Origin of the sequence: Cyanobium sp. Alchichica 3B3-8F6 (assembly GCF_024346435.1) — a bacterium.
Taxonomy (GTDB): Bacteria; Cyanobacteriota; Cyanobacteriia; order PCC-6307; family Cyanobiaceae; genus Cyanobium_A.
On record NZ_JAGQCZ010000007.1, the window covers coordinates 100376 to 120790 of the forward strand.

At 66.2% G+C, this 20415-nt stretch carries 23 protein-coding genes and 1 tRNA gene; 11 read left to right on the top strand and 13 right to left on the bottom strand.

All coding sequences use genetic code 11. The features are described 5' to 3' along the window. Positions 1 to 43: 43 nt before the first annotated feature. The 3 genes from KBY65_RS07595 to rpaB form a co-directional block, all read right to left on the bottom strand. The gene (locus KBY65_RS07595) at positions 44 to 1036 is read right to left on the bottom strand and encodes a beta-ketoacyl-ACP synthase III (protein ID WP_255001145.1); all 993 of its coding nucleotides are present in this window, start codon (positions 1034 to 1036) and stop codon (positions 44 to 46) included. Between the two features lie 63 nt (positions 1037 to 1099). Further along, positions 1100 to 2443 carry a phosphate acyltransferase PlsX gene (gene plsX / locus KBY65_RS07600; RefSeq protein ID WP_255001147.1) on the bottom strand — a complete coding sequence of 448 codons (1344 nt, stop codon included), beginning with the start codon at positions 2441 to 2443 and terminating at the stop codon, positions 1100 to 1102. Next, positions 2424 to 3194: a response regulator transcription factor RpaB gene (gene rpaB, locus KBY65_RS07605; RefSeq protein ID WP_094560710.1), complete on the bottom strand. Its 771-nt coding sequence runs from the start codon at positions 3192 to 3194 to the stop codon at positions 2424 to 2426. The genes plsX and rpaB overlap by 20 nt, the downstream gene beginning before the upstream one ends. Before the next feature lie 123 nt (positions 3195 to 3317). On the opposite strand from rpaB, the gene radA reads away from it, so the two are divergent. Continuing rightward, a complete protein-coding gene (gene radA / locus KBY65_RS07610; RefSeq protein WP_255001077.1) occupies positions 3318 to 4775 on the top strand; it encodes a DNA repair protein RadA in 1458 nt (485 codons plus the stop codon). Positions 4776 to 4789: 14 nt separating this feature from the next. Here radA and KBY65_RS07615 read toward each other — a convergent pair whose 3' ends face one another. Both KBY65_RS07615 and KBY65_RS07620 read right to left on the bottom strand, forming a co-directional pair. After that, on the bottom strand, positions 4790 to 5158 hold the full coding sequence (locus KBY65_RS07615) for a hypothetical protein (protein ID WP_255001078.1): 369 nt from the start codon (positions 5156 to 5158) through the stop codon (positions 4790 to 4792). Positions 5159 to 5327: 169 nt separating this feature from the next. Continuing rightward, positions 5328 to 5849: a photosystem I assembly protein Ycf3 gene (locus tag KBY65_RS07620; protein WP_094560902.1), complete on the bottom strand. Its 522-nt coding sequence runs from the start codon at positions 5847 to 5849 to the stop codon at positions 5328 to 5330. A 77-nt stretch (positions 5850 to 5926) separates the two neighbouring features. Between KBY65_RS07620 and KBY65_RS07625 the strand changes: the two genes are divergently transcribed. From KBY65_RS07625 to KBY65_RS07635, 3 genes are read left to right on the top strand one after another with little or no spacing between them, the layout of a single operon-like run. Continuing rightward, positions 5927 to 8257, top strand: coding sequence for a heavy metal translocating P-type ATPase (locus KBY65_RS07625; protein ID WP_409996634.1), 2331 nt, complete (start codon positions 5927 to 5929; stop codon positions 8255 to 8257). Then, positions 8235 to 8927, top strand: coding sequence for a dTMP kinase (gene tmk, locus KBY65_RS07630; protein WP_254988147.1), 693 nt, complete (start codon positions 8235 to 8237; stop codon positions 8925 to 8927). Before KBY65_RS07625 ends, tmk begins: the two co-directional genes overlap by 23 nt. Beyond that, positions 8924 to 9874 (top strand): DNA polymerase III subunit delta', encoded by a 951-nt coding sequence (locus KBY65_RS07635; RefSeq protein WP_255001080.1) that lies wholly within the window; start codon positions 8924 to 8926, stop codon positions 9872 to 9874. Before tmk ends, KBY65_RS07635 begins: the two co-directional genes overlap by 4 nt. 18 nt (positions 9875 to 9892) lie before the next feature. Here KBY65_RS07635 and KBY65_RS07640 read toward each other — a convergent pair whose 3' ends face one another. The 4 genes from KBY65_RS07640 to KBY65_RS07655 form a co-directional block, all read right to left on the bottom strand. Beyond that, positions 9893 to 10657, bottom strand: a complete 765-nt coding sequence (locus tag KBY65_RS07640; RefSeq protein ID WP_094560696.1) for a response regulator transcription factor — start codon at positions 10655 to 10657, stop codon at positions 9893 to 9895. A gap of 338 nt (positions 10658 to 10995) precedes the next feature. Then, a tRNA-Asn gene (locus KBY65_RS07645) sits at positions 10996 to 11067 on the bottom strand. Between the two features lie 29 nt (positions 11068 to 11096). Then, entirely contained in the window at positions 11097 to 11780 is a 684-nt protein-coding gene (locus KBY65_RS07650) for an ABC transporter ATP-binding protein (protein WP_094560694.1), read from the bottom strand. A 33-nt stretch (positions 11781 to 11813) separates the two neighbouring features. Next, positions 11814 to 12077 carry a hypothetical protein gene (locus tag KBY65_RS07655; RefSeq protein WP_094560692.1) on the bottom strand — a complete coding sequence of 88 codons (264 nt, stop codon included), beginning with the start codon at positions 12075 to 12077 and terminating at the stop codon, positions 11814 to 11816. 168 nt (positions 12078 to 12245) lie between these two features. On the opposite strand from KBY65_RS07655, the gene psbD reads away from it, so the two are divergent. The 6 genes from psbD (at position 12246) to KBY65_RS07685 (ending at position 16842) form a co-directional block, all read left to right on the top strand. Next, entirely contained in the window at positions 12246 to 13301 is a 1056-nt protein-coding gene (gene psbD / locus KBY65_RS07660) for a photosystem II D2 protein (photosystem q(a) protein) (protein WP_254960822.1), read from the top strand. 92 nt (positions 13302 to 13393) lie between these two features. Beyond that, positions 13394 to 13528, top strand: a complete 135-nt coding sequence (locus KBY65_RS07665) for a hypothetical protein (protein WP_255001082.1) — start codon at positions 13394 to 13396, stop codon at positions 13526 to 13528. A gap of 196 nt (positions 13529 to 13724) precedes the next feature. Continuing rightward, positions 13725 to 15260, top strand: coding sequence for an iron uptake porin (locus KBY65_RS07670; RefSeq protein WP_255001083.1), 1536 nt, complete (start codon positions 13725 to 13727; stop codon positions 15258 to 15260). Positions 15261 to 15366: 106 nt separating this feature from the next. Continuing rightward, complete coding sequence (locus KBY65_RS07675; RefSeq protein ID WP_255001084.1) at positions 15367 to 16056, top strand: DnaJ domain-containing protein; 690 nt, start codon at positions 15367 to 15369, stop codon at positions 16054 to 16056. After that, entirely contained in the window at positions 16053 to 16346 is a 294-nt protein-coding gene (locus tag KBY65_RS07680) for a nucleotidyltransferase family protein (RefSeq protein WP_255001085.1), read from the top strand. The genes KBY65_RS07675 and KBY65_RS07680 overlap by 4 nt, the downstream gene beginning before the upstream one ends. A gap of 268 nt (positions 16347 to 16614) precedes the next feature. Beyond that, positions 16615 to 16842 carry an addiction module protein gene (locus KBY65_RS07685; RefSeq protein WP_094561533.1) on the top strand — a complete coding sequence of 76 codons (228 nt, stop codon included), beginning with the start codon at positions 16615 to 16617 and terminating at the stop codon, positions 16840 to 16842. A gap of 343 nt (positions 16843 to 17185) precedes the next feature. On the opposite strand, the gene ndhO is transcribed toward KBY65_RS07685, so the two are convergent. Beyond that, positions 17186 to 17434: an NAD(P)H-quinone oxidoreductase subunit O gene (gene ndhO / locus KBY65_RS07690; RefSeq protein WP_255001086.1), complete on the bottom strand. Its 249-nt coding sequence runs from the start codon at positions 17432 to 17434 to the stop codon at positions 17186 to 17188. An 87-nt stretch (positions 17435 to 17521) separates the two neighbouring features. Here ndhO and KBY65_RS07695 point away from each other — a divergent pair, with 87 nt between their 5' ends. Beyond that, entirely contained in the window at positions 17522 to 18457 is a 936-nt protein-coding gene (locus tag KBY65_RS07695) for a TIGR01777 family oxidoreductase (protein ID WP_094561530.1), read from the top strand. Here the strand turns inward: KBY65_RS07695 and KBY65_RS07700 are convergent. The 3 genes from KBY65_RS07700 to KBY65_RS07710 are packed head-to-tail and all read right to left on the bottom strand — an operon-like array spanning position 18414 to position 20355. Further along, on the bottom strand, positions 18414 to 18680 hold the full coding sequence (locus KBY65_RS07700) for a hypothetical protein (RefSeq protein WP_094561529.1): 267 nt from the start codon (positions 18678 to 18680) through the stop codon (positions 18414 to 18416). The two genes, KBY65_RS07695 and KBY65_RS07700, sit on opposite strands and share 44 nt — an antisense overlap. Next, positions 18677 to 19921: a lipid-A-disaccharide synthase-related protein gene (locus KBY65_RS07705; protein ID WP_094561528.1), complete on the bottom strand. Its 1245-nt coding sequence runs from the start codon at positions 19919 to 19921 to the stop codon at positions 18677 to 18679. The genes KBY65_RS07700 and KBY65_RS07705 overlap by 4 nt, the downstream gene beginning before the upstream one ends. Beyond that, positions 19918 to 20355 (bottom strand): tetratricopeptide repeat protein, encoded by a 438-nt coding sequence (locus KBY65_RS07710; protein ID WP_094561527.1) that lies wholly within the window; start codon positions 20353 to 20355, stop codon positions 19918 to 19920. The genes KBY65_RS07705 and KBY65_RS07710 overlap by 4 nt, the downstream gene beginning before the upstream one ends. Between the last annotated feature and the right edge of the window lie 60 nt (positions 20356 to 20415).

Below are 20415 nucleotides of genomic sequence, written 5' to 3' on the forward strand. Positions count from 1 at the left end.
GAAGACGGCTGGAGATTAGGTCTCGGCCACCCGTCGCTCCTTGTCAGGGTTGTGGCCCACCCCAGCGCAGCAGGGCCGCGCCCCAGCTGAGGCCGGCGCCAAAGCCGCTGCTGGCCAGCAGATGGCCCGGCTGCACCCGGCCGTCTTTGACCGCCTCATCCAGCATCAGCGGGATGGTGGCGGCTGAGGTGTTGCCGTAGTGGGCCAGGTTGCTGAGCACCTGGGCATGGGGCATGGCGAAGCGGTCGGCCACCGCATCAAGGATGCGCTGGTTGGCCTGGTGCAACAGCAGCCAGTTGAGCTGCTCTGGGGCGGTGCCGGTGGCCTCCAGCAGCTCGCTGAGGATCGCCGGCACTTCGCGCACCGCGAATTTGTAGACCTCCTGCCCGTTCATCTGGATCGGGGCGAAGCCGCCCTGTTGGGCCGTGAGACCGCCGAGCAGGGGGGCATGCCGATTCACCTGGGCCAGGGTGAGGCAGGCATTGCGGCTGCCGTCTGAGCGCATGCGGAAGCCCAGCAGGCCCGTGTCGCTCGCCGCGCAGGCCTCCACGGCCACCGCTGCGGCTCCATCACCGAAGAGCACGCAGGTGGTGCGGTCGTCCCAGTCGACCCAGCGGCTCAATTGGTCGGCGCCAATCACCAGGGCCCGTCGCATCGCGCCGCTGCCCAGGTATTGGCCAGCGGTGATCAGCGCAAACAGAAAGCCGCTGCAGGCAGCGGTGAGATCAAAGGCCACGGCGTTGGTGGCCCCCAGGGCCCCCTGCACCCGCGGCGCCGTGCCGAATAGATCGTCGGGGCTGGAGGTGGCCAGCAGGATCAGGTCGAGATCCTCCGGTGCCCAGCCGGCGTGGTCGAGGGCGGCCTGGGCGGCACGGGTGGCTAGGCAGGTGAGGGATTCGCCAGGGCCGGCGACCCGACGGGCGCCGATGCCGGTGCGGGTGCGGATCCAGTCGTCGTTGGTGTCAACCCGCTCGCTGAGTTGCTGATTGCTGATGCTGGCTGCCGGCACGGCGCTGCCGGAGCCCACCAGGGCCATGCCGCCCAGCCCCGCTGATGTGTTGACTCCGCCGAGCGACACCGGGATCAGCCCACAGTGGGGTCAGTCAACCACAGCTGTACAGAGGGCATGCAGGTTGGCCATCACGCCATGGCTGGCGGCGGAGTGGGCCAGGCGCAGGGCGCTCAGCACCGAGAGGGCCTTGCTGCTGCCGTGGCCGATCACGCACACTCCGTCAACGCCCAGGAGCAGAGCGCCGCCGTGCTCGGCGTGGTCGAGGCGCTTTTTGATGCGGCGCAGGTTGTTGATCAGAAAGGCTGAGCCCACCTTGCCGCGGCGGCCCCGGGGCAGCTCCTCCTTGATCACATCCAGCAGCACACTCCCGACGCTCTCGAGGAATTTCAGCAGCACGTTGCCGGTGAAGCCATCGCACACCACCACATCGAAGTTGCCTGAAAGGATGTCGCGGCCTTCGCAGTTGCCGGCGAAGTCAAAACGCTGCTCCTCCGCCAGCAGCGGGTAGGTGCGCAGGCAGAGCTCGTTGCCCTTGCACTCCTCTTCGCCGATGTTCACCAGGCCGATGCGGGGGCGGGCCACCTGCAGCACATCGCGGCTGTAGATGTGACCCAGCAGGGCCCACTGGTGCAGGTAACTGGGCTTGCAATCCATGTTGGCGCCCACATCCAGCACCAGCACCTGTTGTTCGGTGTCCTTGGTGGGGAACAGGGCGCCGATGGCCGGGCGATCGATGCTTTTGAGCCGGCCGAGCCGGAAGATTGCCGACGCCATCACGGCGCCGGAGTTGCCGGCGGAGTAGACCGCGGTGGCCTGGCCCTGTTTGACCAGGTCCATGGCCATGTTGATGCTGGCGTCGCGCTTTTTGCGCACCACCGTGGCCTCCTCGTCCATGCCCACCGAGGGGCCGCTCGGCACTAGCTGGATCAGGCCTCTCGCCACGGCCGCATCGAGCTGCTCCTGGAGGCCCATTTCGGCCATGGCGGCGTCCAGCCGGTCTGTTTCGGCCACGAACCGCACCCGCAGGGGCAGCAGCTCCACCGCCCTCAGGCAGCCTTCCAGGATCGGTCCGGGGGCGTAGTCGCCTCCCATGCCGTCGACGGCCACCCAGAGGCGGTCGGCGTCGTTGATCGGTTTGTCCTCATCGGGTCCGCCCAGCCCCCGCTGCAGGCGCCGCAGCGGATCAAACACCAACGGCTGCAGCACCGTGTTGGCTATGCTACCTGCCGCGCTGGTGGCGGCCCCGGCTGCTCCGGCCATGCTGCCGGCCATCGTCCCCGCCATGCTCCCGGCGGTGCTGGCGGCAGAGGTGGCGGCGGTGGCGGCGGTGTCCACCAGGCTGGTGACCGCCGCGTTGCGGCGATACCAGATCACCAGCCGGCGGATGGCCCGACTGGGCTTGGCGCGCTTGTCAGGTTCCTTCGGAGGCAACGGCGTCAACGATGCGTTGGAACAGATAGCCGGTGCCGCGAGCCGTGAGGATCAGCTCGGGGTTGGCCGGATCGTCTTCCAGTTTGGAGCGCAGCCGGGAGATATGGACATCCACGACCCTGGTGTCCACATGGCGCTCAGGGGTGTAGCCCCAGACGTCCTTGAGGATTTCGCCGCGGCTGAAGGGTTCGCCACTGCGGCTCACCAGCAGCTCCAGCAGGCTGAACTCCATGCCGGTGAGCCGAATGCGCTCGTCGCCTCGGTACACCTGGCGTTTGTTGGTGTCGATCCGCAGGTCGCCTACGGCAATCACGCCGGAATTGGGGATGCCGGCCACGGCTTCCTTCTCCACGCGGCGCAGCACGCAGCGGATGCGGGCTTCCAGCTCCTTGGGGCTGAAGGGCTTCACCACATAGTCGTCGGCCCCGAGTTCCAGGCCGGTGATGCGGTCGGCCACATCGCCTAGGGCCGTGAGCATCACGATCGGCACATCCGATTCCTTGCGCAGCTCCTGGCAGACGCCGTAGCCATCGAGCTTGGGCATCATCACGTCGAGCACCACCAGGTCGGGCTGGGTGGTCTTGAACAGCTCCAGGGCTTCGACGCCATCGCTGGCGGTGACCACCTGGTAGCCGATCATCGAAAGCCGGGTTTCCAGAATCCGCCGGATGCTGGCTTCGTCATCGACGACCAGGATGGTCTCTTTGCCGTGGTGGGTTCCGGAGATGGTGGAGGGGGCGGAAGCCGTCATCACTGCAGCCGGGCTGCTACATCAGATAGCCCCTACTGAAAAGGCCAGAGGGGCAAACTTTTCAATCAACGCCACCTTTCTTCATACAGCCCCTCTTCCCAGCCCTTCCTCGCAGCCCTGCCCGTGGCCAAGCCCAGCTCCGTTTTTGTGTGCACCAGCTGTGGGGCCCAGGCGCGCCAGTTTTTTGGCAAGTGCGCCAGCTGTGGCAGCTGGAACACCCTGGTGGAGCAGAAGGCGGCGCCGGCTGCCGATAGCCGGCGCCGCCGGCCGTTGGCGGAGTCGTCCGCGGGGCTGGCGGCCGCCGCCGGCCAGCCGCGGCGCTCCGAGCCGATCCAGGCGGTGGGGGAGCGGCCTTTGCAGCGGCTCAGCAGCGGCTACGGCGAGCTGGATCGGGTGCTGGGCGGCGGGCTGGTGCCGGGGTCGCTGGTGCTGGTGGGCGGTGATCCGGGCATCGGCAAGAGCACCTTGCTGCTGCAGAGCGCCCGCGCCATGGCCAGCCGGGCGTCCGTGCTCTATGTGAGTGCGGAGGAATCGGCCCAGCAGGTGAAGCTGCGCTGGCGCCGGCTGGCCCAGGTTGCCTCAAACGAGTCTGATGCAGGCGGCGAGCCCGAAGCAGGGGCCGATTTTCAGCTGCTCTCGGAAACCGACCTGGAGCTGGTGCTGCAGGAGCTGGAGGCCCTGCGGCCCGCGGTGGCGATCATTGACAGCATCCAGGCCCTGCACGATGCCGAACTGGGTAGTGCCCCCGGTTCGGTGTCCCAGGTGCGGGAATGTGCCGCCGCCCTGGCCCGCATCGCCAAGCGCCAGGACACGGCCCTGCTGCTGGTGGGCCACGTGACCAAAGAGGGTGCCCTGGCGGGCCCCAAGGTGCTCGAACACCTGGTGGATGCGGTGCTCACCTTCGAGGGGGACCGCTTCGCCAGCCACCGGCTGCTGCGGGCCGTCAAAAACCGCTTCGGCGCCACCCACGAGCTGGGGGTGTTTGAGATGCGCGATCGGGGTCTGGCCGAGGTGACCAATCCCAGCGAGCTGTTTCTCGGCAGCGACGAGCCCAGTGCCGGCACCGCCACGATCGTGGCCTGCGAGGGCACCCGCCCCCTGGTGGTGGAGCTCCAGGCCCTGGTGAGCACCACCAGCTACGCCAGCCCGCGCCGCAGTGCCACCGGCATCGCCGCCAATCGCCTGCACCAGATCCTGGCGGTGCTGGAAAAGCACCTGGGCCTGCCCCTGTCGCGCTTCGACTGCTACCTGGCGGTGGCCGGGGGACTGGAGGTGGAGGAGCCGGCGGCGGATCTGGGCGTGGCCGCGGCGGTGGTGGCCAGCTACCGCGATCTCACCCTGCCGCCCGGCACGGTGCTGGTGGGGGAGCTGGGCCTGGGCGGCCAGCTGCGGCCCGTGGGGCAGCTGGAGCTGCGGCTGCAGGAGGCGGCCCGGCTGGGCTTCACCCGGGCGGTGGTGCCCAAGGGCTCCGGCCTGGCCAAGGCGGCTGCTGGGCTGGGCCTGCAGCTGCTTGAGGCCGGTGCCGTGGCCGAAGCGCTGGTGGCGGCGCTGGGGGTGAACCCGGCGGATGATCGGAACTGAGACCAAGCTTGCTTCTAGGCCCTGGATGGAAGCATGGCGTTCCGGTGCAGCCAGGCACTAAGCAATACAAGGCTCTGGCCAGCCAGCTCAAATAGTTCTTCCAGCAGCATCAGACCCTGCTTCTCAAACAGTGAGCCGACGGCCATCAACACGATGGCTGCGATCCAGCTTCCGATCAGCGACGGTCTGAGCAGCGCTTTCAGACCCTGCGATTCGCGGAGGAGTGCAGCGATCAGAAGACCAATGGCTGAGGCGATGGTCAGGCGGTAGAGCACCTTGCGGCCGATCTGGGTGATGAGCACAACAGTTGGCTGATCGTACAGATCTGGGTCGAGTTCATCAACGCGCCTGCCATGCAGGCCATGGCGAGCATGAGTGTCCACAGGCGCCAGGGATTGCGGTGGTTCAAGGCTGTGGACAGAAAAATTAGGCTTGCAGCCGCAAGAACGGCAATCTGAAGTAACTCAATGCTCTGGACGCTGTTCAACGCTTGCTACCAGTTGGCTGGTTCAGAATTTTGATGTTTGGACCTCGGGAATACAGGTTTGCGTCTCAGAAATACACGTCGACGCTGCCGCGGCCGCTGGTCTTGAGCCAGTTCTGGGCTTCGATGTAGTTGTTGGGGGCCAGGCGAATTGCCTTGCCCCAGAAGTCGGCGGCCTGGTCGAAGCAGCGGTCGGCCTCATCGGCGTCGCCGCGCTCCTCGGCGATCGAGCCCAGGTGGTGGTGGATCACCGCCATGTTGTTGAGGGCCTGGGGCATCTTGCTGTTGAGATCCAGGGCCTGGCTGTAGAAGTCGAGGGCCTTGGCGTGCTCGCCGTTGCTGGCGAATACCAGGGCCATGTTGTAGAGGATGAAGGCTTTGTCGTTGGGGTCGTCCTCGAGTTTGAGGGCTTCCTCGTAGTTCTCCAGCGCCTCGGCGTATTCGCCGTCAGCCTGGGCGCTCATGCCATCGCGGTAGTAGGCGAAGGCCTCCTTGGCGCGCCGGTTGGTGGGCAGCACCTTGAGGATCAGGTCAGCCATCACCGTGAAGCTCTTGTCGATGAAGTTGTCGTTGCGTTGGCTGCGGGGCACGGTGACGTCGGTGAGCGGCGTGGATCCCATCCTGGCGGATCTGCCTAACGTGAGCCGATCGTTAACCCCTTCAGGCCTTGTCCCCGCTCCAGGAGCCTCTCCCGCTGGAACCTCTCCCGCTGGAGCCCCTCCTGCTGGAAATAGAGGGCATGAAGTGCGGTGGCTGCGTGCGGGCCGTCGAACAACGGCTGCTCGATCAGCCCGGCGTGCGCCAGGCCAGCGTCAACCTGCTCACCCGTACGGCCTGGGTTGACCTCGCCTCCGCCGAGGCCGACCAGGCCGCTTTGCTAGCGGCCCTGGCGGGTCTGGGGTTTGAGGCCCGGCTGCGCCCCAGCGATGGCGCGTTGTCGTCGCGGCGGGAGCGGCTGCAGACCCAAACCTGGTGGCAGCACTGGCGCCAGCTGGTGGTAGCCCTGGTGCTGCTGCTGGTTTCGGGGTTGGGCCATCTGCCCGGCACCGGGTTGGATGCCCTGTGGATTCATGCCCTGGTGGCCACGTTGGCCTTGGCCGGGCCGGGGCGCTCGATCCTGGTGCGGGGCGTCCAGGCGGCCTTGGCGGGGCTGCCCAGCATGGACACCCTGGTGGGGCTGGGGGTGCTGAGCGCCTATCTGGCCAGCCTGGTGGCTTTTCTCTGGCCCCAAGGAGGTTGGCCCTGCTTCTTCAACGAGCCCGTGATGCTGCTGGGCTTCGTGCTGCTGGGTCGCTTCCTGGAGGAACGGGCCCGCTTCCGCACGGGCCGCGCCCTCGAAGAGCTGGCCGAGCTGCAACCCGACACCGCCTTGCTGCTGTTGGGCGAGGGGCCGCCCCGGCCGGTGCGGGTGGGCGGCCTGCGTCCCGGTGATCGCGTTCAGCTGCTGCCCGGCGATCGCGTGCCGGTGGACGGTGTGGTGCTGGAGGGAGCCTCGGCGGTGGATGTGTCGGGCCTCACCGGCGAACCGCTGCCGCTGCAGGCTGTAGCGGGCAGCGAGCTGGCCGCGGGCAGCCTCAATCTGGAGGCCCCGCTGGTGCTGGAGGTGCGCCGCCGCGGGGCCGACAGCGCCATCGCCCGGATCATCCACCTGGTGGAGCGGGCCCAGGCCCGCAAGGCGCCGATCCAGGGGTTGGTCGACCGGGTGGCGGGCCGCTTCACCCTGGTGGTGCTGGCCCTGGCCGTCGCCACCTTGCTGTTCTGGTGGCTGCTGGGCACCCAGCTGTGGCCCCAGGTGCTCAGCCCAGCTCACGCGTCTGGCGTGATGGGTGGGCACCATGGCAGCCATGGGGTGCTGGGGGCTGGTGCCGACACCCCGTTTGCCCTAGCCCTGCAGCTGGCGATTGCCGTGCTGGTGGTGGCCTGCCCCTGTGCCCTCGGGCTGGCCACTCCCGTGGCGATCACGGTGGCCACCGGTCGCGCCGCCCGCGCCGGCCTTCTGTTTCGAGGCGGCGATGCGATTGAAACCGCGGCCGGAATCGAAGCCCTGCTGTTTGATAAAACCGGCACCCTCACCCTGGGGCGGCCCTTGGTGGCGGCGGTGGAACCCCTGGGGGATCTGCCTCCCGATCGCTTGGTGCAGCTGGCCGCCAGCCTGGAGGCGGGCAGCCGCCATCCCTTTGGTTTTGCCTTGCTGCAGGAGGCCCAGCGGCGCGGTCTGGAGCTGCTGGAGGTGGTGGAGGGCCACAGCGTGGCTGGCCAGGGCGTCAGCGGCTGCATCGCCGACCACAGCTTGCGGGTGGGACGGTTGGCCTGGGTGGATCCCTGCCCCACGCCGGAGTTGCTGGCCAGGCAGGCGCTGCTGGAGTGCCACGGCGCCAGCGTGCTGGCGGTGGCCGATCAGCAGGGCCTGCTGGGGTTGGTGGCGGTGGACGACCAGCCCCGCCCCGATGCCGCTTCGGTGCTGGAGGCCTTGCGGGGCCTTGGGCTGCAGCTGGGTCTGTTGAGTGGCGACCGGCGGGAGCCGGTGCAGCAGCTCGGAGCCCGGCTGGGGTTGGCGCCGGCGGAGCTGGCCTGGGAGCTGCGGCCCGAGCAGAAGCTGGAGCGGATCCTGCAGCACCCGGCCCGCGGCGCCCTGGCGATGGTGGGCGATGGCATCAACGACGCCCCGGCCCTGGCGGCGGCGGATCTGGGCATCGCCGTGGGCACCGGCACTCAGATCGCCCAGGACACGGCGGATCTGGTGGTGATGGGCGATCGCCTGGAGGGCATTGTGCGGGCCTTGCTGTTGGCCCGGCGCGCCATGGCCAAAGTGCGTCAAAACCTCGCCTGGGCCTTCGGCTACAACCTGATCGTGTTGCCGCTGGCCGCCGGCGTGCTGCTGCCCGGATTCGGGGTGCTGCTCACCCCGCCCTTGGCGGCCCTGCTGATGGCCTTGAGCTCGATCACGGTGGTGGTCAACGCCCTGCTGCTGCAGGATGGGTTCTCTGATTCCCGTTGATCTCCAGGTGGCAGAACCGGCAGTGGCTCCCCGCGGTCGGTTCGTGGTGCTTGAGGGCATCGACGGCTGCGGCAAAACCACCCAGTTGGAAGCCCTGCGCACCTGGTTGCCCAGCAGTGGCCTGCTGGCGCCGGGTGCCCAGCTGATCGTCACCCGGGAGCCGGGGGGTACAGCCCTGGGCTCCGCCCTGCGGCAGCTGCTGTTGCATCCGCCCGGGGAGGCGGCGCCGGAGCCGATGGCGGAGCTGCTGCTCTATGCCGCCGACCGGGCCCAGCATCTGGAGCAGGTGATCCGCCCGGCCCTGGCGGCGGGTCACTGGGTGCTGAGCGATCGCTTCAGCGGCTCCACGGCCGCCTACCAGGGCTATGGCCGCGGCCTCGACCTGCCCACCATCGCCCAGTTGGAGCAGTTGGCCACCGGCGGTCTGGAGCCGGATCTCACCCTGTGGCTGGAGTTGCCCCTGGCCGAATCGCTGCGCCGCCGGGGCGCCCGCTCCGCCGACCGCATTGAGGCCAGTGGGGAGGCCTTTCTGCAGCGGGTGGCGGATGGCTTTGCGGCCCTGGCCCGCGAGCGTGGTTGGCGGCGCGTTGATGCCACCCAGTTGCCGGAGCAGGTGGCGGCGTCCTGCCGCAGCCAATTGGCCGGCCTGGCGGCTGGCTCGGTTTCGTGACGGCTCTGTTTGAGGATCTGCTGGGTCAGCCGCGCGCCGTGGCCCTGCTGGAGGCCTCCCTGGCCCAAGGGCGCCTGGCGCCGGCCTATCTGTTTGCCGGCCCGGATGGCGTGGGCCGCCGGCTGGCGGCGTTGCGCTTTCTCGAGGGAGTGTTGGCGGGGCCGATGGGCGATGCCGGCATCCGGCGGCGGCTGCAGGAGGGCAACCATCCCGACCTGCTCTGGGTCGAGCCCACCTATCAGGACAAGGGCCAGTTGGTGCCCGCCTCCAAGGCCGAGGAGCTGGGGCTGGCGCGGCGGGCGGCACCCCAGCTGCGGCTCGACCAGATCCGCGAGGTCTCGCGGTTTCTCTCCCGCCGGGCCGTGGAGGCCAAGGGGTGTCTGGTGGTGCTGGAGGGGGCTGAGGCGATGGCGGAAGGGGCGGCCAATGCCCTGCTCAAAACCCTCGAGGAGCCCGGCGATGGCTTGGTCCTGCTGATCGCGGCGGCTCCGGATCAGCTGCTCAGTACGATCCGCTCCCGCTGCCAGCAGATCCCCTTCGCCCGGCTCAGCTCCGAGCAGCTGGCGGCGGTGCTGGAGCGGTGTGGTCAGCCGGCCCCCAGTCACGATCCGCCGGAGCTGCTGGAGCTGGCGGCGGGCTCGCCGGGGGCGTTGCTGCGCTGCCGCCAGAGCTGGGCCGCCCTGCCGGAGGGTTTGGTTGAGCGGCTCCTGGATTTGGCCAAGGCCGCGGATTCTGTGCAGGCCCTGGCGCTGGCCCGGGATCTGGCCGAGGCCCTGGATGGGGAGCAGCAGCTGTGGTTGCTCAACTGGTGGCAGTTGGCCCTCTGGCGCCGCCAGGCCCCGGTGGCCCAGCTGCAGCGCCTCGAGCGCCTGCGTAGCCAGCTGCGGGCTTACGTGCAGCCCCGGCTTGCCTGGGAAGTGGCCCTGCTCGAGCTGGCCGGCCTTTGAGTTCTTGGCGGGCTCAGTTCAACTGGCCTGGGCCTGGCGGGCCTGGTGGATCAGGGGCACAAGGTCGGTCAGTTGGTCGTCGCTGGGCAGTTCCAGGCAGTAGCCGGCGCCGTACACCGTCTTGATGAAGCGGGGCTTGCGCGGATCGGGTTCGAGCTTGGTGCGCAGGTGGCGCACATGCACCCGGATCGTCTCGATGTCGTCGTCGGGTTCGTAGCCCCACACCTCCTTGAGGATCAGCGAGGGTGCAACGGTTTGGCCGTGGCGCTGCAGCAGGCAGTGCAGCAGCTCGAATTCCAGGTGGGTGAGCCGCACCGCCACATCAAACCAGATGGCTTCAAACCGCTCCGGCACCAGGGTGAGACAGCCGTAGCTGAGGATTTCGTTGTGCTTGGCGGAGAGGGGGGCATGGTCGCTGCGGCGCAGCAGCGCCTTGACCCGCACCATCAGCTCTTCGAGGTCAAACGGTTTGGCGAGATAGTCGTCAGCACCGGAGTTGAAGCCGCTCACCTTGTCTTTGATGCTGCCTAGGGCGGTGAGCATCAGGATTGGAATCTTGGCGGTGCGCTCATCCCGCCGCAGCCGCTGGCAGAGGGTGAGCCCGTCCACCTTCGGCAGCATCAGATCCAGCAGGATCAGATCGGGGCTGTACTGCAGGGCCAGGGCCTGCCCCTTGATGCCGTCATCAGCCCGCTGCACGTCGAAGCCGCCATGTTCGAGGTGGCCTGCCACCAGCTCGCGCATATCGCTGTCGTCTTCGATCAGCAGGATGCAGGGCTTCATGGGATCAGGCGGGGAGCGGCGGGGAGTGAATCAATCGCTACCGCTGCAGCGAAGTTGCAGGCATTTTCTACGGTTTTGCTGCCTGGGCGAGGGCCCGTTGCGTGTGGAGCGCCGTGGATTGGACCCTGGCGTGGGCGAGGGCCCATGGCGAAGAGCCTTCAGGGCGCGACTGGCCAGGGTTTGCCGCGTCCCGGGGGACGAGTCAAGCCGGTGGATCTTAAGGATTTCTTCGTAGTTCTTTGTTGTAGCAGGTGGGCGCTGGGGTCAGTTGCCCAGCCCCTGGCGCTCTACCGGCCATAAAAAAACCGCAACCTGTGGGTTGCGGTTGATTAAAAAAGCTCCCCGGGCGGGATTCGAACCTGCGACCAATCGATTAACAGTCGATCGCTCTACCGCTGAGCTACCGAGGAATGCGCCGGTCGAAACCGGTTCGAAGAACTTACCCCTCAGGCCTGCCGGCCTGCAAGGGGTCCAGCTGCTGGGCCAGCACGGGGCCGTCCTGCCAGCGCCCGACGGCCCCGTGCTCCATCAGCGCGGCGCCGTCACAACGCTGCAGCTCCTCGAGCCGATGGGTGATCCACAGGGCCGTGAGTGGGGCGTCGGCGCGGTGGGTGAGCTGCCAGAGCAGCTGCAACACCTCGTGCTGGCTGTCGGGATCGAGCAGGGCGGTGGGCTCATCAAGCAGCACCAGGTCGGCGGAGCTGGCCAGGGCGCCGGCGATGGCTAGGCGTTGTTTCTGGCCGCCGCTGAGGGTGTGGATTGGTCGCTCTGCAAACCCATGGAGGCTGACCTGGTCAAGGGCCTGTTCCACCCTTTGGTGCCGTTGCGCGTCGCTGAGGTCGGCCGGTAGGCCCAATTGCAGATCGCTGGCGCAGCTCGGCAGCAGCAACTGGTGATCGGGGTTCTGGAACACCAGGGCGGCCTTGCCGGGGGCGTGGATGCGGCCGCTGCGGGGCTCCAGCAGCCCTGCGATCAGGCGCAGCAGGGTGCTTTTGCCGCTGCCGTTGCTGCCCACCAGCATCCACAGCCCCGGCCGCGGGATCTGCAACGTGCAATGGCGCAGCGCCGGGCGACCGTTGGGCCAGGCGAAGCTGAGCCGCTCCACCGTCAGGGGAGGAGTCATGGCGGGAGTGGCTCCAAATCGCTCGGCGGGGGTTCAGCCCTCGAAGCTGAAGCCGGGGCGCTTGCCGCCGCTGCCCATCGCCGACTTTTCATACAGCTGCACCGCCACCACTTCACTGGTCAGCAGGCTGATCCGCTTCTCCTCCTCCTTCTCGCAGGTCAACTCGAGTAGCCGCGGTCCAGTGCCATCCAGTGCCTGGCGCACTTGGTCATAGAGGGCCTGGGCGTCGGCCAGCTCTTTGCGCTGCACGGCAACGGGCATGGGGCTGAGCTTGAGGGAGAGCTCGACGACGTACATGAAACCGGAATGGACTCGCCCCACTGTGGCGAATCGGGACTCGCTTGGCGTTCGCGCGTCGCCGGGCGCTGGAGCGCTAAGTAGAAGTGCTCAGCTTCGGTCGGGCATGCGCGTTTCGAGGGCCGCGACCCGTAGAGTCCTGATGTAACGCTTCATGAAGCCGCTCTCATGACGATCGCTTTAGGTCGCGCGCCGCAGCGGGGATGGTTCGACATCCTCGATGACTGGCTCAAGCGCGACCGCTTCGTATTTGTGGGTTGGTCGGGTCTGCTCCTGTTCCCCACCGCCTATCTGGCACTGGGTGGCTGGCTGACCGGCACCACCTTTGTCACCTCCTGGTACACCCACGGCATTGCCAGCTCCTATCTGGAGGGCTGCAACTTCCTCACCGCCGCCGTCAGCACCCCCGCTGACGCCATGGGTCACAGCCTGCTGCTGCTCTGGGGCCCTGAGGCCCAGGGCGACTTCGTGCGCTGGTGCCAGCTCGGTGGTCTTTGGCCCTTCGTGGCCCTGCACGGCGCCTTCGCCCTGATCGGCTTCATGCTGCGTCAGTTCGAGATCGCCCGTCTGGTGGGCATCCGCCCCTACAACGCCATCGCCTTCTCCGGCCCGATTGCGGTGTTCGTCAGTGTCTTCCTGATGTACCCGCTCGGTCAGAGCAGCTGGTTCTTCGCTCCGTCCTTCGGGGTGGCGGCGATCTTCCGCTTCCTGCTGTTCCTGCAGGGCTTCCACAACTGGACGCTGAACCCGTTCCACATGATGGGCGTGGCCGGCATCCTCGGCGGTGCTCTGCTGTGCGCCATCCACGGCGCCACGGTGGAGAACACCCTGTTCGAAGATTCCGATCAGTCGAACACCTTCAAGGCGTTCGAGCCCACCCAGGAAGAGGAGACCTACTCGATGGTCACCGCCAACCGCTTCTGGAGTCAGATCTTCGGGATCGCCTTCTCCAACAAGCGCTGGCTGCACTTCTTCATGCTGTTCGTGCCGGTGATGGGTCTGTGGACCAGCAGCATCGGCATCATCGGCCTGGCTCTCAACCTGCGCGCCTACGACTTCGTGTCGCAGGAAATCCGCGCCGCTGAGGACCCCGAATTTGAAACCTTCTACACGAAGAACATTCTTCTGAATGAAGGTCTGCGTGCCTGGATGGCACCGGCTGACCAGCCGCACGAAAACTTCGTCTTCCCTGAAGAGGTTCTGCCCCGCGGCAACGCTCTTTGATTCAAGGGTTCAACGGTTTTTGCCGACCAAGAAGCGCTCCCACGGGGGCGCTTTTTTCTTGGCTACATTTACAGAGTTCTGTCAGCAGTGGTGTGGCGCCGTCCTGGCCCTTGGGCTCAGGTGGTGCCGAAGGCATCGCCGGCTGGCCCCAATCCCCAGAGGAGGAGGTGCCCGTGAGTTCCAGTTGTTTCACCCAGGGTCTGCTGATCGCGGAGAACGCCCTCTAGTTGGTTTCGCGGCTGATGCAGCCCGGCGAGAGCCCCCGGCGAGCCCTGTGCCCGTCGGGGGCATCGTTTTTGCAGCACAGGCCATTGTGCGCAGTGGCACAGGCCATTGTGCGCACTGGCACAGGAGCAGACGCCGCTGCTGTGTTATCCGGCGATTATGTATGCGGCGCATTGCGCCATCTCGTGTGAGGAACCCATGAAACTCTTTAAGCAACTCCTGGTTGCACCTGCAGCCCTCGGTCTGCTGGCCCCCGTGGCCGCTACCGCAGCTGAGCTCAACCTGGACGGCGTCAACAAGTACGCCTCCGAGGAGCAAGTCACCAGCATCTCCCAGTTCTCTGACGTCAAGCCCACCGACTGGGCTTACCAGGCTCTATCCAACCTGATCGAGCGCTACGGCTGCGTCGCTGGTTACCCCGACGGCACCTACAAGGGTGGCCGGGCCATGACCCGCTTCGAAGCAGCTGCTCTTCTCAACGCTTGCCTCGACCGCGTCACCGAAGTGACCGACGAGCTCAAGAAGCTGATGGCCGAGTTCGAGAAGGAACTCGCCATCCTCAAGGGCCGCGTGGACGGTCTTGAGGCCAAAGTGGGCGAACTGGAAGCCAACCAGTTCTCCACCACCACCAAGCTGAAGGGTATCGCCACCTTCGTGGTCGGCGGTGCATCCGCTGCGGTGAATCCAGATACCGTCACCGAGCAAGCCGAGCAGGTGTCGTTTAACTATGACGTTCGCCTGATCCTCGACACCAGCTTCACCGGCAAGGATCTGCTGCGCACCACCCTGCGTGCTGGCAACTTCGGTGAGTCCGCCTTCGGCGGTGGCAACACCCTGATGGAAGTGGCTTTCCAGGAGGAAGCTGGTCCTGATGTGGTTTCGATCGACCGCCTCTTCTATCAGTTCCCGATCGGCGAAAACTTCACTGCTACCTTCGGCGGCAAGGTGCGCCAAGACGACATGCTGGCCATGTGGCCGAGCGTGTATCCGGCTGATTCGATCCTCGATCGCTTCACCTACGGCGGTGCCAACAACGCCTACAGCCTGAACCTTGGCGCTGGTGTTGGCCTCTGGTATGAGAAGGACGGCTTTAGCCTCAGTGCCAACTACGTGTCCAACGAAGCCTCGGCTGAAGTTGGTACCAATAACGGAGTTGGTACAACTGCTGGTACAACCAACGGCGGCGGTTTCGGTGATGGCAGCACCACCACGATTCAGGTTGGCTATTCCGCCAACAACTGGGGCGCTGCGATTGTTTACAACTACATTGAAGCTGCCAACATCGCAAACGCGGGCGGTACTTACTCAGCAGTTGGTTCTAACAACTACGGCTTCAGTGCCTACTGGCAGCCTGAAGAGTCCGGTTTGATCCCTTCCATCAGCGCCGGCTTCGGTGCCTCCCAGTGGAATGGTTCCAACCCCAACGACGACTCCTGGTCGTGGATGGTTGGCCTTCAGTGGGATGATGCCTTCATGAAGGGCAACGCCTTCGGGATCGGTTTGGGTCACGCCCCCACCAATATCGCTGGCACCATCAACAACAGCGCGGTTGCTGATACTCTCCAAGAGAAGTTCGGCATTGAGGTGTGGTACAAGTTCCAGGTCACTGACAACATCAGCGTGACTCCTGGCTTCTTCTGGATTGATGGCGGTGGTGTAGACCTTTCCGCTACAGGCGGTCCTCGCAACGAGGACACCTACGGCGTCGTGCTGAAGACCACCTTCAAGTTCTGATCCTCAGAACACCACTGGGCCGGATCCCTCACACTTCCGGCCCTTCGTCTTCCACTTCTCAACACACACCTCGATCAACCCCGGCGAAAGCTGGGGTTTTTTATTGTTGGCCTTTCGAGGCATTGCCCTGGCTGCTGCCGATCCCTATCGCGTGCTGGGCGTGTCGCCTGCTGCCACGGCTGCCGAAATCAAGGCCGCCTACCGCGCCCTGGTGAAGCAGCACCACCCCGATGCTGGTGGCGACAACAGCACGATCCTGGCCCTCAATGCCGCCTGGGAGGTGCTCGGCGACGCCGACCGCCGCCGGCGCCACGACCACGCCTGCCGCACCACCACGACCCGTCAAAGGGGCAAGGCGCCAGACAAGTCTGCTGCTCCCCCTACGGCAACGGCCACTGAGCAGGATCTGCTTGCTTGGCTGCAGCTCGTGGTGGCTCCGTGCGATCGGTTTCTCGCTCAGGTGATCAACTCCTTCCCGGGCCAACTCAAGTCTTTGGCCGCCGATCCCTACGACGACGCCTTGATGGAGGCGTTTTGCCGTTTTCTGGAGGTCAGCCAGGCGCGCCTGGTCAAGGTGGAAGCCCTCTACCGCTCCCGCTCCTGTCCAGCAGGGGTAGAGAGCTTCAGCCTCGCCCTCTACCACTGCCTCAGCCTGGTGAAGGATGCTTTCGCTGATCTCGAGCGTTACACGCTCGGCTACGTGGATTCCTATCTGCGCGATGCCCGTGAGCTGTTGCGCCAGGCCAAGGCTCGCCGCAGCCAGTTGCTGGCCGATTCGCGTCAGCTGCGGCGTTGAGGGCGTGCGTTCGGCAGAATGAGCTCTGCCGCCAGCACGGTGTTGATCGGCTTTTTGTGTTTGGTTCAGTGCTTCGGCCTGACTATCAACCGGGTCTGAGTGATCTCGACTTCCTGGTTGATTTCCAGCCGATGCCGCCTGTTCGCAAGGCCCATGCCTTTTTCGGCATGCGTGATGCGCTTCACCATTTGCTTGGTGCTGAGGTGGACTTGGTGATGGCTGGTGCGGTGCGTAATCCGATCATTGCTCGTGAGATTGCAGCCACCTGCCAGCAGATCTATGGCATGTGATCCGGATCCCATCTTCTACCGTTTGATGATCAATGTTGGGTGACATGACTACAGCCTCCTTTGCTCACGGCAACCGTCTATCCGGGCGAGGGTGGGCTCTCCGCAGCCATTGCTGACCCCGGCAGCAACCGGCAGCTGTTGGAGCCGACGACGGCGTTGGTGTCTGAGGAGGCGGTGGGGACGGTTAAATGGGACGATCCCTCAGCTTTAGCCAAGGCAGCCGAAGTTGCCGGGGCTAGAATTGTGAATCAACTTCCGCCATCGACGCATGACGCCCCTGCTGAAGCGACTCGAAGAGCAAGCTCGAACTCTCTGCCCTGAGGACAGAGCAAGACTTGCTGAGGTGATGCTGGAATCTTTGCATTCTTCAACAAATGAAATTGATTCTGCCTGGCAGGACGAGGTTGCGCACCGTCTAGACGCTGTTGATCGTGGATTGATGCCAACCCATAGCGCTGATGATGTATTTGCCGAAGCGAGTGCGATCCTTCGGTGAGAACCGCTCGGATTGCGGATGCAGCCAAGCTTGAGCTGATTGCGGAAGTAGAATACTTTGAAAGTAAGGAAGCTGGATTGGGCTCCCGGTTTCTGGCTTCAGTTCAAGAAGCGGTGTTGCGTGCTCTTATCTACCCCCTGACTGGTTCGCAGTACAGGGGAAATACCCGGCGATTGCTCGTCAGGGATTTTCCGTTTGCCGTTGTCTATCGTTGCCACAAGGATGAAATCGTCATCTTTGCGTTCGCACATCTCTCTAGACGGCCAGGATACTGGCGATCACGAATCGATAACGCTTAATCGAGCTCTTCAATAGAGCTTGATTCCCGCCTTGCCAGGTGTTCTCATGCCATAGGAAACGCTTCCAGCTGATCCAGCCGCAGCCACACATCCGGCACCGGCCTCCGCCAACGCATCTGTGCGTAGTCGCCCTTGATTGCCAGGATCTCGCCGGGCCCCTCGATCACATAGCCCGGCAGGCCATCGCTGGCGCGCGCCTCCAGGCTGCCGGCGTAGGCCGCACTGTTGACCCGCACCAGGCTGCCTTTCTTCAGTGCCGGTTGGCTGGGAGGAGCGGTGGGGGCATCAGCCATGGCAAGAAGTCCAGTTGGCCACAGGCTAAGGCCGGCGGCGCAGGCCAGGCTTCGATGCCTATCCTCCCTGAACGCGAGAGAGGAAGAATGCGCCTGCTGCTGCTGGGTTGCTCGGGGTTCGTCGGCCGGGAGCTTGTTCCCTTTCTGCTCGAGCTCGGTCACGAAGTGACCCTGGTGAGCCGACAGGCCCAGCCCTTCCCGGCCCTGGTGGGCAAGCGTCTCGCCTGCCTCCATCTCGATCCTGCCGATCACGCCAGCTGGGCCCACAACGGCCTCGACGTGGCCGTGTCCCAGTCCGACGGCGTGGTGAACCTGGCTGGCGAGCCGATCGCCGATCGCCGCTGGACGCCGGCCCACCGGGACGTGTTGCTACAGAGCCGCGTGCGCACCACCGAGTTGCTGGTGGCGTCCATGGCACGGCTCGAGACGCCCCCGGCGGTGCTGGTGAGCGGATCGGCCGTGGGCTTCTACGGCACCAGCCTGGAGGCCCGCTTCCAGGAAACCAGCCCGGCCGGCAACGACTTTCTGGCCGAAATCTGCCAGCGCTGGGAAGACGCCGCCGATCAAGCCCCCGCTGGTTGTCGGGTTGTGAAGCTGCGCATCGGCATCGTGCTCGGCCCCGATGGCGGTGCTCTCGGCAAGATGCTGCCGGTGTTTCGGATGGGCTTCGGCGGACCGGTGGGTTCCGGTCGCCAGTGGATGAGCTGGATTCACCGCCACGACCTCTGCCGCCTGATCGCCACCGCCCTGGAGGACGTCTCGTTCAGCGGGGTCTACAACGCCGTGAGCCCGGAGCCCACCACCATGGGCAGCTTCGCCCTTGCCCTGGGGCAGGCCCTGGGCCGGCCCAGCCTGTTGCCCGTGCCTGGGCCGCTCCTGCAACTGCTGCTCGGTGACGGTGCCCAGGTGGTGCTCGAGGGTCAGCAGGTGCTGCCTGAACGTTTACAGGCCCAGGGCTTTGCCTACCAATACCCCCAGCTCAACGCTGCCCTCGCTGCTGCCACCAGCCCAGCACCCCACTGAGCAGGGCGGCCCCCATCAGCAGCCCGATCGCCGGGGTGAACAGCGGCTCCCATAGCCGCTGAAACAACTCCAATGGGGCTTCCACCTTCTGGCTGTGCAACACCACCGCCGTGGCAAACCAGAGGGCCCCGGCGATCACCACAAACACATCCACCACCAGCACCGTGTCCATGGCGCCTTTGAGCTGCCGCAGCAGGCCTGGAGAAGAGTCGGGCGCCGTCATGGCCGATTCGGGGAGGTGAGGGCGGCAGGATCCGCCAGAAGCTCCATGATCGCCGAGGCCATCGCGGCACTGCCGCCCGGCCTGCCGATCCGCTCCAGGCCGATGGCCGCCAGCTCTCGCTGCAATCGGGGGCCGTGGTGGGGATCGCGCTGCTGATCCAGCAGGATCTGCACCAGGTGGGCCGAGGTGGCCAGGGTGCGGGCCTGGCCACTGGGGCCGGGGGCGCAGTGCACGCCGGGGCCCAGCAGCCGGCGCTGGGCTTCGGCAAAGCCCGCCGTGAACTGAGGGCCCCGCCCCGCCAGCTGCAACACCGGCTTGCCCAGCCCCACCGCCTGTTCGGCGGCCGTGCCGGCGGTGCACAGCACCAGCGCCGCGCCGCGCAGGATCTCGGTGAACTGCCCCCAGCCCAGCTCCAGCAGCAGCGGGCCGCGCACCAGGCGATCCTCCCCCTCCAGCCGCCAGCCGAGGGTCTGCCCCAGTTGGGCGATGCGGCGGCGGTCCAGGTCGGGCACCAGGGCGGCCCGTAGCCGCAGCCCCTGGACTTGCATCCAGTTGTCCGGCAACAGCGCCAACACCTGCAGCATCAGGCCCAGGTTGCGGGCTGCTTCCGGCAGGCGGCTGCCCGGCACCAGCGCCAGTTCCAGGCCCGCCGCCACCGCTTCTGGCTGCTGCTGCTGCCCGTGGGGGTTGGCCGCGTTCACCACATCGAGGAAGGGATTGCCCAGAAAGTGCACCGGCCGCGCCAGTTGCTGCGCGAGGTCGGTGGCGGTGAGGGAATCGCGGCTCCAGATCGCCCGGATGCTGGGCCGACCCAGCAGCCAGCCGCAGGGCCAGGACAGCCGCAGGCGGCCCTCGTAGTGGCTCGAGTAGGCCACCAGATACACGGCGGTGGGTAGCCCCGACAGCCAGCCCCCCAGCACCGCCAGCACATCGCCCACGGCCACCACCAGCCCGTAGTGCCGCCGGTGGCGGCGCAGCAGCAGCAGCCGGCCCAGCACGTAGAGCAGCTGGCCTTCCATCAGCTCGCTGAGGCGTCCGGCCAGGCTGGTGTAGCCCAGGCCGCCGGTGCTGCAGCTGCGGGTGCGCCCCAGCACCGGCACCCCCAGCTGGCGATAGGGGTTGCCATGACCCACCAGGGGCAGGGCTGCCACGGAAATGCCTTGCTGGATCAGCTGGGCAGCCACCAGGGCGCCGCTGAGGTCCTCCCCGTGGCCGTTGCTGAGCAGCAGAACCGGTTTCAACCCGCCAGCCAGGCCTTCACCTTGTCCATCGCCTTCCAGCCAGGTTTGCGCTGGAGGCCATCGGCAATCGACTCCTGCAGTTCTTCAGCCATCTCCGGCGCCATCGCCATCACACGCTGCACGATTTCGATGTGCTCCCGCACACCCTTGGCGCCGGTCTCGAGCATGGCCAGGCTCAGATTGATGCGGGCCTGCGGGTCCTGGGGATTGAGGCGAACGGCCGTCTTGGCGGAGCGCAGGGCTGCCTGGGGCTGGTCGTCGAGCAGCTGCAGCCAGGCCAGGCAGGTCCAGCCAGCCGACTGTCCGGGGGCCTGTTCGGTGATGGTGAGGAAGCTGTCGATCAGCTCTGCCGGCGCGGTCCCTTGCTGGTAGCGCTCCATGGCCTGGTCAAACAGGGAGGGGGCTTCCTGGGTGGTGGCTTCGGGGGAGGTCATGGGGCGTCGACAGGCCTGATCGTGGACTCAGATTGCCACCTTGTCGGCCAGCTCCACGAT

Bases quoted from the DNA above. Each gene is read 5' to 3' on its own strand.
- KBY65_RS07710 (WP_094561527.1), bottom strand. From the start codon at position 20,355: ATGACCTCCCCCGAAGCCACCACCCAGGAAGCCCCCTCCCTGTTTGAC.
- KBY65_RS07655 (WP_094560692.1), bottom strand. From the start codon at position 12,077: ATGTACGTCGTCGAGCTCTCCCTCAAGCTCAGCCCCATGCCCGTTGCC.
- KBY65_RS07595 (WP_255001145.1), bottom strand. From the start codon at position 1,036: ATGGCCCTGGTGGGCTCCGGCAGCGCCGTGCCGGCAGCCAGCATCAGC.
- KBY65_RS07650 (WP_094560694.1), bottom strand. From the start codon at position 11,780: ATGACTCCTCCCCTGACGGTGGAGCGGCTCAGCTTCGCCTGGCCCAAC.
- ndhO (WP_255001086.1), bottom strand. From the start codon at position 17,434: ATGGCTGATGCCCCCACCGCTCCTCCCAGCCAACCGGCACTGAAGAAA.
- KBY65_RS07640 (WP_094560696.1), bottom strand. From the start codon at position 10,657: ATGAAGCCCTGCATCCTGCTGATCGAAGACGACAGCGATATGCGCGAG.
- KBY65_RS07670 (WP_255001083.1), top strand. From the start codon at position 13,725: ATGAAACTCTTTAAGCAACTCCTGGTTGCACCTGCAGCCCTCGGTCTG.
- rpaB (WP_094560710.1), bottom strand. From the start codon at position 3,194: ATGACGGCTTCCGCCCCCTCCACCATCTCCGGAACCCACCACGGCAAA.
- tmk (WP_254988147.1), top strand. From the start codon at position 8,235: ATGGGTTCTCTGATTCCCGTTGATCTCCAGGTGGCAGAACCGGCAGTG.
- psbD (WP_254960822.1), top strand. From the start codon at position 12,246: ATGACGATCGCTTTAGGTCGCGCGCCGCAGCGGGGATGGTTCGACATC.
- KBY65_RS07700 (WP_094561529.1), bottom strand. From the start codon at position 18,680: ATGACGGCGCCCGACTCTTCTCCAGGCCTGCTGCGGCAGCTCAAAGGC.
- KBY65_RS07695 (WP_094561530.1), top strand. From the start codon at position 17,522: ATGCGCCTGCTGCTGCTGGGTTGCTCGGGGTTCGTCGGCCGGGAGCTT.
- KBY65_RS07685 (WP_094561533.1), top strand. From the start codon at position 16,615: ATGACGCCCCTGCTGAAGCGACTCGAAGAGCAAGCTCGAACTCTCTGC.